Origin of the sequence: Candidatus Aegiribacteria sp. (assembly GCA_021108435.1) — a bacterium.
Taxonomy (GTDB): domain Bacteria; phylum Fermentibacterota; class Fermentibacteria; order Fermentibacterales; family JCC-6; genus Aegiribacteria.
On sequence record JAIOQY010000198.1, the window covers coordinates 1 to 13,757 of the forward strand.

The 13,757-nt window shown below is 47.5% G+C and carries 12 protein-coding genes and 2 riboswitches; of the genes, 10 read left to right on the top strand and 2 right to left on the bottom strand.

Going from position 1 to position 13,757, the window contains the following annotated elements; all coding sequences use genetic code 11:
• The 9 genes from K8R76_11680 to serS form a co-directional block, all read left to right on the top strand.
• The coding region (locus K8R76_11680; GenBank protein MCD4848835.1) for a glycosyltransferase family 4 protein at positions 1 to 1,037 on the top strand (1,037 nt) is incomplete at its 5' end.
• Between the two features lie 101 nt (positions 1,038 to 1,138).
• Positions 1,139 to 1,657 (top strand): biotin transporter BioY, encoded by a 519-nt coding sequence (locus K8R76_11685; protein MCD4848836.1) that lies wholly within the window; start codon positions 1,139 to 1,141, stop codon positions 1,655 to 1,657.
• A 22-nt stretch (positions 1,658 to 1,679) separates the two neighbouring features.
• A complete protein-coding gene (locus K8R76_11690) occupies positions 1,680 to 3,161 on the top strand; it encodes a radical SAM protein (protein MCD4848837.1) in 1,482 nt (493 codons plus the stop codon).
• On the top strand, positions 3,158 to 4,264 hold the full coding sequence (locus K8R76_11695) for a glycosyltransferase (protein ID MCD4848838.1): 1,107 nt from the start codon (positions 3,158 to 3,160) through the stop codon (positions 4,262 to 4,264). The genes K8R76_11690 and K8R76_11695 overlap by 4 nt, the downstream gene beginning before the upstream one ends.
• On the top strand, positions 4,255 to 5,682 hold the full coding sequence (locus tag K8R76_11700) for a sugar transferase (GenBank protein MCD4848839.1): 1,428 nt from the start codon (positions 4,255 to 4,257) through the stop codon (positions 5,680 to 5,682). The genes K8R76_11695 and K8R76_11700 overlap by 10 nt, the downstream gene beginning before the upstream one ends.
• Before the next feature lie 39 nt (positions 5,683 to 5,721).
• Positions 5,722 to 6,879, top strand: a complete 1,158-nt coding sequence (locus K8R76_11705; protein ID MCD4848840.1) for a DegT/DnrJ/EryC1/StrS family aminotransferase — start codon at positions 5,722 to 5,724, stop codon at positions 6,877 to 6,879.
• Positions 6,863 to 7,600: a phosphatase PAP2 family protein gene (locus K8R76_11710; GenBank protein MCD4848841.1), complete on the top strand. Its 738-nt coding sequence runs from the start codon at positions 6,863 to 6,865 to the stop codon at positions 7,598 to 7,600. The genes K8R76_11705 and K8R76_11710 overlap by 17 nt, the downstream gene beginning before the upstream one ends.
• A 1-nt stretch (position 7,601) precedes the next feature.
• The gene (locus K8R76_11715; GenBank protein MCD4848842.1) at positions 7,602 to 7,946 is read left to right on the top strand and encodes a diacylglycerol kinase family protein; all 345 of its coding nucleotides are present in this window, start codon (positions 7,602 to 7,604) and stop codon (positions 7,944 to 7,946) included.
• Between the two features lie 48 nt (positions 7,947 to 7,994).
• Entirely contained in the window at positions 7,995 to 9,242 is a 1,248-nt protein-coding gene (serS, locus tag K8R76_11720) for a serine--tRNA ligase (protein ID MCD4848843.1), read from the top strand.
• Here the strand turns inward: serS and K8R76_11725 are convergent.
• Positions 9,239 to 11,998, bottom strand: a complete 2,760-nt coding sequence (locus K8R76_11725; protein ID MCD4848844.1) for a PAS domain S-box protein — start codon at positions 11,996 to 11,998, stop codon at positions 9,239 to 9,241. The genes serS and K8R76_11725 overlap by 4 nt on opposite strands.
• A 113-nt stretch (positions 11,999 to 12,111) precedes the next feature.
• Positions 12,112 to 12,381: a hypothetical protein gene (locus K8R76_11730; GenBank protein ID MCD4848845.1), complete on the bottom strand. Its 270-nt coding sequence runs from the start codon at positions 12,379 to 12,381 to the stop codon at positions 12,112 to 12,114.
• Positions 12,382 to 12,426: 45 nt separating this feature from the next.
• Positions 12,427 to 12,512: riboswitch (cyclic di-GMP riboswitch) on the bottom strand.
• A riboswitch (cyclic di-GMP riboswitch) is annotated at positions 12,513 to 12,607 on the bottom strand.
• A 145-nt stretch (positions 12,608 to 12,752) separates the two neighbouring features.
• On the opposite strand from K8R76_11730, the gene K8R76_11735 reads away from it, so the two are divergent.
• Positions 12,753 to 13,757 carry a glycosyltransferase gene (locus tag K8R76_11735; protein ID MCD4848846.1) on the top strand — a complete coding sequence of 335 codons (1,005 nt, stop codon included), beginning with the start codon at positions 12,753 to 12,755 and terminating at the stop codon, positions 13,755 to 13,757.

Sequence of the window (13,757 nt, forward strand, 5' to 3'; positions counted from 1 at the left end):
GAGAAAAACCTGACTGGGATTACAGCGTACTCGTCAATCGGAATGCTGTTATGCATCTTGAAGGTATAAATGTTACATGCCTTCTCTCCGATGTTCGACGTTTCTCCCGCGGAGAGAATAAACACCTGAACGGATTTATCGATTCCATCGGGGCAGATATCTATCTCAATCTTTCCATGGCCGGTCCCTGTCCTGAAACTCCAACGGTAATTACCGTTCATGACCTTCTTGTTCTAAACCAGCCTGGGTACTTCGGAAACAATCTTGTCAGGAATATTCTATCCCGAATGGTTTTCAGGAAGAAGCTGAAACGGTCCATCCGTCATGCTGACGCTGTTTCCGTTCCGTCGAACACAACTCTCAAGATACTTGATGAAATCTTTCCGGATTCAGCAGACAAGCCCTTTGTCACTGGTGAAGGGCAGGATCTTTTCCCGACCGATACGATGAACATGAATGAGAGAGAAGATTTTCTTCTTTATGTCGGCAATGCGCGGGCATACAAAAATCTGACTCGTCTGGTGGTCGCATACTCAAGACTCAAAGCCATTAATCCCGCTTTCCCGAAAATAATTATGGTTGTCCGAAAGGATAGAGCTTTCAGGAATTTCATGAGGGATGTGGAAGATTGCTCCGCTGCGGACAGTATTACAGTATTATCACATATTTCAGACACCGAGCTGAAAGAGTTTTACTTGAAATGTCTCGGGCTTGTCATGCCTTCACTTCAGGAAGGTTTCGGACTTCCTGCTCTCGAAGCTATGGCGAGCGGGGCTCCGGTCGTGGTTTCATCCGGAACATCGCTCGAGGAGCTGGTGGGTTCTGCGGGGATCCTGGTTGACCCGGAGTCCGTTACTGATATCATGCGTGGAATGGCTCTTCTCGCATCACAGCCGGAATTAAGAAAGGACCTTTCGGAAAAGGCTGTCGTCAGGGCGGGTAAGTTCTCCTGGAGCAGGACAGCCCGGAATCTGACAGTTAAACTGGAAGAGATAGTCTCGAACGATATGAAGAAACCCTTAACTCAGGATAATTAACATAGACCATCTGAAACGGGAGTGAATTCTTGGAAAAAAGTTACAGTTCAACAGCAGTTCTGATTGACAGAATTGTTCCTGGAGCAGGTATATTGAAGGATATGCTGCTCATTGCGTTCGGTACGTTTGTAATCGCCCTCTGCGCCCGATTGGAAATCCCGGCGTATCCGGTTCCCATCACAGGTCAGACATTCGGTATCCTTCTGATTGCGGCACTGCTCGGGAGCAGACGCGGTGTTCTTTGCGTGATGGGTTACCTTTCCCTCGGAGCCATTGGTCTGCCCGTCTTCGCGGGTTGTGCCACCGGTCTGACAGCTTTCGCCGGTCCTACAGCAGGATACATCGTCGGATTCGCCTTTGCCGCATTTACGGTAGGATCCCTTTGCGAGAAAGGCTGGGACAGATCGGTATCAACGACTATTCTCGCCATGCTTGCGGGATCTGTAGCCATTTACGTTCCTGGTGTTGTCTGGTTATCCCGCTTTGTTGGATGGGACAGGGTGATCGATGCCGGTGTCATTCCTTTCATTATCGGTGATACTGCCAAGATTGCCGCTGCCGCGATCCTTTTCCCTAGTGCATGGCGTTTCGTGAACGGCAGACGCAGAGAGGATTACTGATTCGAAAGAAAGCTGGTAAGACTTGAGAACAGTCGTTGTAAATCCACCTTTTTTGAATGGAAGGTTTTCACGAACATCCCGCTCTCCCGCAATTAACAAGAGCGGAACTCTCTATTGGCCCTTCTGGCTGGCTCATGGAGTTGGAGCGCTGGAGTGCGCCGGACATGAAGTGCTTTTCCTGGATTGCCCTGCGGAGGGTATTTCCAGGGATAGCCTTCTGCTGAGAGCTACAGAATATGATCCGGGACTGGTAGTAATTGACACTTCAACTCCTTCCATCTACAGCGACCTTCGAATTGCCTCAATGCTGAAGAAAGCTCTTCCCTCTGCCGCGGTGCTGCTGGTGGGTACTCATGTAAGCGCTCTTCCCGAACAAAGCCTCAGGCTGGCGCCTTCTCTCGACGGAGTGGCTACGGGAGAGTACGACGCGACTCTGGTTGCTGCGGCTGATCAGCTGCAGCGAAACAGAGATCTTTCTGATGTTTCAGGACTTGTTCTTTCAATCGATGGACAAATAAGAAATACCGGCCCCCGAGAAATGATAGCAGATCTGGATTCACTTCCCTTTCTCGCGGATGTCTATAAAAAGCATCTGAAGCCGGAGAATTACTTTTTCGCCGCTGCAAGGTATCCCAGTGTAATGACTATTACAAGCAGGGGCTGCCCATACAGATGCACCTTTTGTGTCTGGCCCCAGGTGATGCACCGCGGGAAGTACAGAGTCCGATCACCGCTCCATGTCTCAGAGGAGTTCGGTCTGTTCGGTGAGTATTTCCCTCAGATTCAGGAAATCGTTATAGAAGATGATACTTTTTCCATAAACAGTTCAAGGGTTGAGGAAGTTTCAGAAGCTCTCATCAGGAACAAAAACAGGATTCCCTGGACCGCCAATGTACGCGCAGATCTTTCTTTCGACGCTATGAGAAAGATGAAAGCCGCAGGATGCCGGCTTATTATCGTCGGTTATGAATCCGGTTCCCAGGAAATACTCAACAGTGTGTCGAAGGGAATTACAGTTGAACAGAATATGGAGTTCGCCATCAGGGCTCACAGGGCCAGGCTCCTTGTCCATGGATGCTTTATGGCAGGCAATCCCGGCGAGAATTCCGTTACTCTGGAGGATACTTTCAGGATGGCTGTCAAACTCGCGCCTGATACAGCTCAATTTTTTCCTGTGATGGCGTATCCAGGTACAGAGCTCTATCGCACGTATAAAGAACATGGATATCTGAGAACCGGAAGTTTTGACAGATGGGTCACTTCCGAAGGGCTGCACGACTGTGTAGTAGATCTCCCGAATCTGCCTTCCTGCAAACTGGTCGAGTGGTGTGATAATGCCAGGAGGCGTTTCTATCTTCGACCGACATATTTAGCATACAAGGCCTGGCAGAGTATCAGGCACCCTTTTACGGAAGGAAGACGTACTTTCAGATCATTTGTCACTTTCCGGAAACACCTCTTCAGAAGGAAAAATTCAAGTAAGCAAATGGAGAAAAGGGTATGAACCCTGCCTATTTCTGGATCGTTCTCGGTCTATCTTCAGTTTCTTGGTTCATCTATCCTCTTTTTCTGTGCTTTTCAGCTTTATTCAGAAGGAAGACCCCCTGGATTGAACCTGTGGAGTGGCCTTCAGTAAGTGTTCTGGTCGCAGCGAGAAACGAAGAAAGAGTCATTGCCCGCAGAATAGAAAACCTTCTTGCACAGGATTATCCCGGCAGGTTGGAAATACTGATCGGCTCTGACTCTTCCAATGACAGAACTGACGAAATCGTTCGGACATTCGCGAGCAACAAAGTCATCCTTTTCCGCAGTCCGGAGAGAATAGGTAAATCTCTGATAATACAGGAGCTGCTCAAGCTCTCAGGCAATGATATCATTGTCTTCACGGATTCGGATACCGAGTTCGCGTCCGATGCCGTGAGGGAACTTGTCCTGCCTTACGGTAATCAACGAGTAGGATGCGTTGACGGATCGAGAATGAACAGTCTGGACGGAACCACCTGCGAAAGCACTTACTGGAAATACGAGAAAACCATTAAGATGCTCTGTTCAAGACTCGGTGCCGTTCTGGGAGCAACAGGTGCTATTTTTTCACTTAGAAGAAATCTCTTCATGCCCGTATCTCCTAATCGAGCGGATGATTTCGAACTTGCGGTCATGACAAGAGTTCAGGGATATTCATGTGTATTCAATGATCGGGCTATCGCTGTGGAGCCTTCTCCTTCTGATTCCAGCCAGTACCGTAGAATGGTCAGGATAGTCAGCTGGATGGTGATAAGCTGTCTTCTACTGATGGGAAAAGCTCTGAAGAAGGGGAAAGTTCTTCTTTTTCTGCAGCTCCTTGTTCATAAAATGCTGAGATGGTTCTCCGGTATACTCATTCTCTGCTCAACCATTCTGTCGGGCATTCTGGCTGGTCCTCCCGTTTACACGACTGTCTTTCTTCTGATGTGTTCATTTCACCTTCTTGCGGCTGCCGGATTACTCCTGAAAAAGAGGTTACCGCCGAGACTTCTTTTCCCTTACTACTTCTGGCTTATGAACATTGCCTCGATTGATGGTATATTCAGAACCCTGGCAGGTAATCCAGTAGAGATGTGGGAATAGAAAACCATGGAGGAAGACAGCTGAAAAAACAGGTTTTGCTGCTCGGGATGGGATTTGACGCGGTAGCCGTTTTCGTTTCTCTCATCTTCGCGGCCTGGATCAAATTCGATTCGGGTCTTTTCCAGGATGTAATTCTCATGTCCGGTCATGTTATGTTCGCCGGTGGAGTAGCATCCATTCCCTTCTGGTGGCTCATGTTCGCCGCATCCGGATCCTACAGACACCACTGGGACATGAGCTGGGCTGACGAATTGAAGCTGGTCATGAAACCTGTCACGACAGGCTTTATAATTCTATTTTTCGGCGCCTTTCTCATCTCTCCTTCAGCTTCGATTGGAAGATGGATTATTGTTTTTTACTACATTCTTCTGATTCTGCTTGTGTTCACTGCAAGAGGCTGTGTGCGACTGATTGAGAGAAAGCTGGCAAAGAAGGGTTTACTCAGGCGTAATGCTGCAATTGTTGGAACCGGTATGGCCGCCTTTTTTCTGGAGCAGTACCTTGAAGAAAATATCGCTCTGGGATACAATGTTGTCGGTTTTATTGATCCGGAGAAAATCAGTATCGAGCAGACCGTTTCGGACGAGCGGATTATAGGCACTGTAAAACAACTTCCGGAAATCCTGAAAAAGCATCCTGTTCAGGAACTCCTTGTAACCATTGCGTCCAATTTTCACGATGATATTCTGTCTCTTCTTCTGCCGGCAGCCGGAGCTGGTATCAGAGTGAAGGTCGTACCCGATCTTTTTGATATTGTTACAGGGCATGTTCACAGCACTCAGATAATGGGACAGCCATTCATGGAAATCTTTCCTGAAAGATTGAGTTTCTGGCAGAGGCTTGTTAAACTGTTCATGGATTACTTCATCAGTATTATAGTTCTTCTCATCGGTCTCCCTTTCTGGATACTGATAGGAATTGCCATAAAGATTGATTCCAGAGGTCCTGTTTTCTATCGTCAGACAAGAGTGGGCAAAGGCGGCAGGATATTCAAGGTTTTCAAATTCCGCAGCATGGTTCATAACGCTGAAAAGCACAGCGGTCCCGTCTGGGCCGATAAAGAAGATGTAAGGATAACTTCCATAGGCCGTCTTCTACGCAGATCAAGAGTTGATGAATTCCCTCAACTGCTGAATGTAATCATGGGAGATATGTCTATTGTCGGCCCTCGCCCTGAAAGGCCGGCTTTCGTTGAAGAACTCAGAATAATGTATCCGTTTTACCAGAAACGGCTTACGATCAAACCGGGTCTGACGGGATGGGCTCAGGTAAAGCTCGAATACGATACCGATCTGGAAAGCGTGGCAAGCAAATTGAAGTATGATTTTTTCTATATTGAGAACCAGTCAATCTTTCTCGACCTGGAAATTCTCGCCAGAACCCTGAAAGTAGTTCTGACTGGAGCAGGAGCTCACTGAAGCCGTAAAGTAACATCTGGCGTTCGAAAGGATAAGCAAATGGCAGTTCCCCTGTTGGACATAAGCAGACAACACATACCTATAGTTAAAGATCTCCGTAAGGTCTTCGATAAAGCGCTGGAAACTTCAGCATTTATTAAAGGTTCTGAACTGGTATCCCTGGAAGAAGAGTTTTCAGAATACTGCGAAACGGAAATCGCTGTTGGGTGCGCTTCCGGTACTGACGCACTTATTCTCGCTCTTATGGCTGCAGGCGTTAAGCCTGGAGAATATGTAATAACAACTCCCTTCACTTTCTTCGCAACCGCAGGAGCTGTTGTACGTGCTGGCGGCATTCCGGTGTTTGTTGACATTCTGCCCGATACCTTCAACATGGATCCCGATCTCCTGTCTGACTGGCTTAGAAGTAATTGCGCTGTTACGAACAGAGGAATCGTTGATAAGAGCAACGGTACGCGAATTGCAGCGGTGATGCCTGTACATCTGTTCGGTCAGATGGCTGAAATGGACAGAATTATGATTATCTGCGATGACTGGCGGATTCCCGTTGTCGAGGATGCCGCGCAGGCAGTCGGCGCAAAATGGGATGGAAAGAAGGCTGGCTCTTTTGGTTCAGCGGGCTGCTTCAGCTTCTTCCCCTCAAAAAATCTCGGCGCTCTCGGAGACGGAGGGATGGTAACAACCAGTGACCATGAAACCGCGGAGAGAATTGTCAGACTTAGAGAACATGGAGGGCAGGGATACATTCACAGGGAAGTAGGCTTTAATTCCCGGCTGGATGCTCTGCAGGCGGGATTCCTCAGGGTAAAACTGTCCCATCTTGAAGAATGGCATAAAGGACGCAGAAAAAACGCGAATTTCTACAGGAGTGCTTTTAAGGGCGTGAAGCAGATAAAGACTCCCGTTATACGGAAGAAAGCATGGTCAATATACAATCAATACACCCTGAGAGCTGAAAACCGTGATGAGCTTCTTGCCTGGCTTCGTGAACGTAAAATAGGTTGTGCTGTCTATTATCCGCTTCCTCTTCACCTTCAGGAATGTTTTGAATGTCTGGGGTACAAAGAGGGAGATTTTCCTGTTTCGGAGAATGCATCCAAAGAGGTTATTTCCCTTCCCGTCTTCGGCGAACTGACCGAGACAGAACTGAATGAAGTGGTCGATTCCATAAAGGAGTTCTATGCTGAAAAAGCATAACTCTTCCTCAGGAGCGGTTCTTTTGTTCTTTCTGCTGCTTATTATGGTTTCGAACACCGCAGGTGATGATTTCCTCCGCTTTATGGGCAGAGATTTACGTGATCTGTTTTCCTCAGGTCCTCTTATCACCTTTGCGTCCGGAGGAGCAATCGCCACGGGTACATACTTTCTTGAAGACAGTAAAGGCTATGAAGGATTCATGGGAGACGGCTTTCTCAAGGATTGCTCGAAAGGCTGCGATGTGGCTCTGGGTCTCCCTCTTCTCGCCGGAACATCTGTACTATGGGCTGTATCAGCTGCCTTCGGTTCCGAAAATACCGAGGAAACAGGTCAGATGCTTACAGAGGGTCTGCTAATCACCTATGGCATTACCGGCATACTGAAGCTTGGCGCCGGTCGAGTTCGCCCTGACGGCAGTAATTCCAGAAGCTTCCCTTCCGGACACTCAGCCGGAACAGCCTGTTCTGCCTTCATCATCTGGGACAGGTACGGACCGGAAGCCGGAATTCCAGCAGCTGTAGTCGCTGGATTCACCGCTCTGTCAAGGATTACACTTGGAAAACATTATCCTTCCGATGTTATTGCCGGGGCAGCTATTGGTATTGCTGCTGGACTTGCTGTAACCAAGGCTCATAGCGAGTATCCTCCGGATGATCCGGGGCTGCAGCCTGTGGTCATGGTTCGCTGGAGTACTTCAAACGGTTTTGGAGTATATTTCTGAAATGAAGAAGAGATTCAGGAGTTTCAAATTCGCTTTCAGAGGCATCAACACGCTGCTTAGAACGCAGATGAATGCGAGGATTCATGTCTTCGCTCTCATAAGTGTCCTTATCCTCGGATTTATTGTCGGACTGGATTTGCTTGAATGGGCACTTATTTCTATTGCCGTTGCGATGGTGCTTTCCGCAGAGGCAATGAACAGCGCCCTGGAATTTCTGGCGGATCATACAGCACCTGAATGGCATGATAATGTTCAGAAAGCCAAGGACCTTGCTGCCGGAGCGGTTCTTCTTGCAGCAGCGGGCGCTCTGGCTGTGGGATTGCTGGTTTTCATTCCACATTTCTGACTTTCGCACTCGCTCAATGCTATAAGATGAAAAAGGAGAAGGGATACAATGCTTGACAGGGGATTACTGAGAAACGAACCGGACAGGGTCCGGGAAGCCTCCTTGAACAAGGGAGAACCCTGCCCTATTGACAGGTGGCTTCTGCTCGATGAGGAACGAAGAGACCTGCTGGGCAGAACTGAAAGTCTGAGAAGACGGAGAAACGAACTTTCACAGGAAGTTTCCTCTTTAAAGAAGAGCGGTTCACAGGCTGATACTAAGATCGCTGAAAGCAAAAAAGTGGGTGACAGTATCGGACAGATCGATAAAGAACTGTCAGCAGTTAACAGAGAGATGGCAGAGGTTGAGCTCCAATTTGCAAATATTCCAGATCCCGATGTTCCCGTAGGTAAAGATGAATCCTTCAACAAAATTATCAGAACTTCCGGGGCAAGACCATCATTTGATTTCAAGCCTAAGCCTCATTGGGAAATCCTCGGCAGCCTCTTTGATCAGGAATCCTCCGGGGATATAGCCGGAGCAAATTTCATCCTTCTGCGAGGATGGGCAGCATGTTTACAGAGAAAGCTCATCAACTGGATGATGGATTTTCATTCTGAGGCGGGAATGGAAGAAATCTGGACTCCCTTTCTGGCAAACAGGGAAAGCATGACAACATCCGGACAGATCCCGAAGCTTGAATATGATATGTACCATATTGAAAAAGACGATCTTTTCCTGATTCCCACAGGAGAAGTTCCGCTCACCAATATCTATCGAAACACTACTATGAATGAAAGTGTGCTTCCGGTTTCGATAGTCGGTTACACTCCCTGTTTCCGAAGGGAAGCCGGAAGCTACGGGAAAGATACCAGAGGTTTAAACAGGGTTCACCAGTTCGAAAAGGTGGAAATGGTGCGCTTCGAACATCCTGACCGGTCTGAAGAAGCTCTGGAAGAAATGGTTTCTCATGTCGAGAAGATGCTCAGTCTTCTTGAACTCCCTTATAGAATCTCTGTTCTTTCGACTGGAGACCTCAGCTTCGCGGCGGCGAAATGCTACGATATCGAAGTATGGTCTGCGGGACAGGAAAAGTGGCTGGAAGTTTCCTCCATCTCAAATTTCAGGGATTTCCAGTCCAGACGGGGAAAGATCAGATTCAAACCCCTGGATGGCGGTAAACCTCAATTCGTCCACACGCTGAACGGTTCGGGACTGGCTCTCCCCAGAATCATCGCCGCACTGATAGAGAACAATCAGACGGAGAATGGCAAGGTCAGATTTCCTTCTGTCATTGCTGTAGATCCTGTTGTTTAACCATGCTTATTTTCTCTCATTACATCTGCCAGTAACAGGGACAATTTCTCTATAGTCGGGGGTTTGAGTATCCATCCGGCTAATCCTTCTGAGCGAAGGTCTTCGAGTTCGTTCTCCATCGGATGACCGCTCATCATCACGATCGGAATATTCGAGCCTTGTTCTTTCAGCTGATTGAATAATGCTCGTCCACCCATTTCCGGCATTACGAAATCACTCAGAATCAATTCTATCTCAGGGTGTTCTTCCAGTCTTATCTGAGCTTCATGGCCGTTTTCAGCTTTCACAACCCGATAACCCATCATTTTCAGTGAGCTGACAAGAACTTTACGAACGATCCTGTCGTCTTCCACCACCAGTATAACCTCGTCATGACCCCTGGTGATATCGGACTGCTTATTCCGATTCGATTTTTCCGTATAATGTTTCTTCAGGAGAGGTAGTCGAAGAATAAATGAGGTTCCTTCCCCTTCTGTCGATGCTACTTCTATATGGCCCTCATGCTGTTTGATTATTCCGAATACCTGTGCCAGTCCAAGTCCGGTTCCCTTTCCCGTCGGTTTTGTGGTGAAGAATGGTTCGAAAATATGTCCAAGTACATCGGATGGTATTCCGGAACCTGTATCGTTCACTGTTATACGTACCCATTCTCCGGCAGTGGTCTCTTTACACTTCGGACAACCGATGCTATCCGTTTCCTTCTGAAGCATCATTTTAAAATTCAGTTCTCCTCCATCCGGCATAGCATCTCTTGCGTTGACTGCCAGATTCAGGACTATCTGCTGTAACCTTGTCGGATCAGCGTTTATCCAGTATCTGTCCGCTCCATAATTCAGTTTCAGTTTGATATTCTCCGGCAGTGTTCGCTCAAGAAGTTTTTTCTGTTCCTTGAAAAAGGGCAGAAGATCCATCGGCAGGCGTTCCAGAACGGCTCGTCTGCCGAAATCCAGAAGCTGCTGGATCAATTGTGCCGCTCTGTCAGCCTGACCGGAAATCGTTTCCAGATTCTCTCTTATATCGGAATGAGCGTCAGATGAAAGCAGTCCCATTTCTGTGCTGAGAGAGATAACTGCCATTATATTATTGAAGTCATGCGCTATACCTGCAGCCAGCTGACCAACAGCAGCAAGGTGTTCCTGCTGCTGGATCTGTTTTTGTCTATCCCTTTCCTGAGTTACTTCTCTGACCACCATCACCCAGCCCTGAGGACCGGGTTCCTTTTTCATCTGTCGTGCAATGATCTCGAAATATCTGTTCTCATATCTGATTTCATGCCATGATTCAGTGAGAGGTGAAATAAGAAGTTCATTCATAGAATGGTTCCCGATCTTATCAAGTATATCGCCAACCGCTGAATCCGACAGCAGACTCAGGAATTCCGCGGCAACGGGATTGGCAAGAATCACTTCATAATCCTCATTGAGCAGTATCATTCCCTCTGGAACCGTGTCGATTGTCTGCTGCATCTGAAGAGCCTGCTCGTGTATCCGTTTGAGTAGAAGTTCCCGTTCCTCTTCAGTACGTTTTTGTTCGGTTATATCTCTGCAGATCCCTTCAAGAACGCTCATCTGCCCCTTATCATCGTAAACAGCGCTGTTTGACTGAAGTATCCACACCTCGTGTCCATCGGCATTGATAACCTTGTATTCAAAGGACGGAATCAATTCACCATTCATAATGTCATGCCAATGACGCTCCATTGATGCTCTGAAGTCGGGATGTACTATTTTCATTATGAAAAGAGGTGTATCGAGGATTTCGTTCATTGAATATCCGAAAACTTCCGAAACTACCGGAGATATGTAATCGAACTTCCCGTCAGACAGAGATATGCGAAAAACAGCTTCGCTCTGATTCTCAAGTAAATTTCTATACTTGCGTTCACTTTCACGCAGGGCGCAATCGCTTTTCCTCTGCCTGGATATATGTTTTGATGCCAGGAGTCCTCCCGCCAGACAGGCGAGTATGAAAAACATACGTATATACAGGTCATGCGGGGGAATATTCATTGCCAGAGAATCAAGAAAGGAATTACCTGAATGAAATGCGATTGACCCCACAATGCTGTCAGCAATCCAGAAAAGGACTCCAAGCAACAGAGCTATGCTGATAGCATAAACAGATTTTGAGTTATCGGTATCTTCTTTGAGTCCGAAGAATTTTCTTGGTTGTCCAAAATGCAGCAGTACATCTGCCAGGAGAAGGATGATATAGCCAACAACAGCCTGCTTTATGACTACGAATCTCGAAAATTCAATTGGGACTGTAGCGGGTGAGGCTGAAGCCCAGCCCCAGGGTGGCGGATTCATTGATACAACCCACCTGGTAAGTGTTAGAAGATTGACTGAGGACAATATTCTGAAAGGGATCTCTACAAAATACTTGTTCAGCCACCATTTTCGGTTCCCTGTTTTTTCGCGAATGCCGGCGAATATTCCATGCCAGACAATCCATAAGGTAAATGGAGGAACGATTGCAAATATGGCATACCCGTTGCTTGGTCCCCAAAGCCACCACATTGACTGACATCCGCCGGTTATAGCTGACAGCAGTCCGTATTTCCACCCCCATGCCTGCGTTACAAGCATAGGGAACAGTAAACCTATCAGCACAGTCGCTGTATACGGCGGGAAAGCGAAATTGATTGTATTGAAATTAAGCGCGAATCCGATCATTCCGAAAATGATCGATACTGCGACCTTATACGCAGCATTGATATTCCTGGGTTTACTCAGGCTGGAATACATGCTGTTCAAGATAATTCTATCTGATAAATATCAATGCTGGTCTCTCCGGACGTACCCTCCAGTTTTCCCCTATGGAGGACGGGCTCCGAAGAGCCCGTCCCGCATGCACTGACGGTCTGCTCTCAGCGTGAAGCTACCATTAGCTCCATTACATTGTACTCCTCCATATGAGCCCTTGCCGCAAGGCGACCTGCAAGAGCTGCTGAAGAGTGGGGATCTCTTCGAAGAGCACATTCGTAAAGAGCAAAAGCAGTAACGTAATTCCCGTCATCCATAGCCTCTCGCGCAATGGTGACAAAATTGTCAACATTGGCTGGGGTGGTCGATACGGTCACGCCTGCCAGCAGAACCGACGGTAGAAGTGCAACCAAAAGCAGTGGTATCCACCTCATAGTGAGCACCTCCTCAATCCGCCGGCGGTTTCCCCCGAACGGACGTCAGGTAACCCGGCTGTCCTTCCCGGTTTTCCGAGATGGGACCCGTGGTTTTGCGTCCCGGAATTCCTTCCGGTTTGCAATGGTCAAACGGCAACCCGGCTGTCCTTCCGCTGTCCCCAAACAGCGGCTGGGACCCGTGGTTTTGCGTCCCGGAATCTCGTCCGGTTTGCATGGCGGTGCTCTACCGCCTGGTAATATTCTTACGACTTCTTCCAGTAATGTAAAGGGAGATATACTACCACTAACAGAAATCGCTCTTTTTCAATTGATACCGGTAGTATATATTGCGCTGAATATTTGGTTTTCTCTGCGAAGATTGGATTCTATTGAATATCAGTGTAGTAATTCCGGTTCATAACGCTGAAGATACTCTGTTACGTGTTCTGAAATCCATTCTGCCTGAATTGCTTGATGGAGATCAGCTTATTGTAGCCGATGACCGTTCAGATGACGGTTCGGCAATAATCGCGAATGAAATAGAGCGGGTTGAATATGTATCCAGCAATCATTCAACCGGGGCAGCCGGTACACGCAATGCAGGGGCTTCTCTCGCTTTGAATGAATGGATTCTGTTTGTAGACAGCGATGCGATCCCTCCAGAGGGATGGAGGAAATTGTTTGAAGACAAGATGTCCCTGGGATATCAGGGAATACAGGCAATATATGGAAAGACTGCGCCAGGTAACGATGCTTCCACTTTTTACAAGAATTACTACTATCACTATACTTTCACCAGGCGAATCAGGTCCGAGATCGTTCGAGGGTGTGCAACTTACTTCTTCGCGGTTAAAAGAGTTCTGTTCAATGAACTTGGAGGATTTGACGAAAGTTTTTCAGGTGCTTCTGTCGAAGATGCGGAATTTGCTGCAAGACTTATCAGTCATGGGGGGGAAATCCTGCTTGTTCCTGAAATTCAGATATATCATCTCAAGCAATACTCTTTTACTGAATTTCTGAGATACGAATGGATGATGATGAGGACGAAAACCTGCCTTTTATTGCGGAATATGAAGGACCAATCCAGAGTCCCGTCGGTTTCAATGGCAAAACCGATTGAAATGCTCGGTGTTCTTTTATCAGGCATTTTGATCTGGTTCATCCCGGCGGGGTTTCTTCTGTATTCTCTTGGTGAACCTCTGGGACTTGTTGCAGCCAGTGCTGGAATTCTGTCTGTGGTGGTTAGCCATGGATTTTTCTGGGCTGCCATGCTCAAGGATGGAGGCTTACGCGGACTAAAAGCAGCTGCAGTCACTTTTCCCGATCTGATGCTGCTGCTGCCTGCGATCCTGTTTTCCTTCTATCAGGTTCTTATAAAGCGGAACGGAATCTGA